This is a genomic window from Microbacterium sp. KNMS (assembly GCF_053851835.1).
The window spans coordinates 1-479 of record NZ_JBSQBP010000070.1; the positions used below are offsets into that span (position 1 = coordinate 1).

1 protein-coding gene is annotated in these 479 nt (G+C 68.5%); it reads right to left on the reverse strand.

The window, feature by feature from the left end; all coding sequences use genetic code 11:
* Nucleotides 1–410: NAD-dependent epimerase/dehydratase family protein (locus ACWXWW_RS17880; protein ID WP_455971334.1), on the reverse strand; the 410-nt coding region annotated here is incomplete at its 3' end.
* Nucleotides 411–479: the final 69 nt, after the last annotated feature.

Below are 479 nucleotides of genomic sequence, written 5' to 3' on the forward strand. Positions count from 1 at the left end.
GTGAACCGGGCCGGGTCGTCGAGCTCGAGGTCGCCGTAGACCTCGTCGGTGGAGATGTGGTGGAAGCGGGTGCCGTGGCGGCGGGCGGCTTCCAGCAGCGTGTAGGTGCCGACGATGTTGGTGTCCAGGAACGGGCGGGGGTCGTTGAGGGAGTTGTCGTTGTGGGACTCCGCGGCGTAGTGCACGACCGCGTCGGCGCGGGCGAACAGCGAGTCGACGAGGTCCGCGTCGGCGATGTCGCCCACGACGAGCTCGACGCGGTCCTCGGGCAGCCCGGCCAGGGAGGCGGGGTTGCCGGCGTAGGTGAGCTTGTCCAGCACGATCACCCGGTGGTCGGTGTGCGCGACGACGTGGTGGACGAAGTTCGATCCGATGAAACCGGCCCCGCCGGTGACGACAAGAGTGCCCACGATGCTCACTTACCCCGTTCCAGGACCTCGAGGAGGTACGCCCCGTACCCCGACTTCACCAGCTTCTGC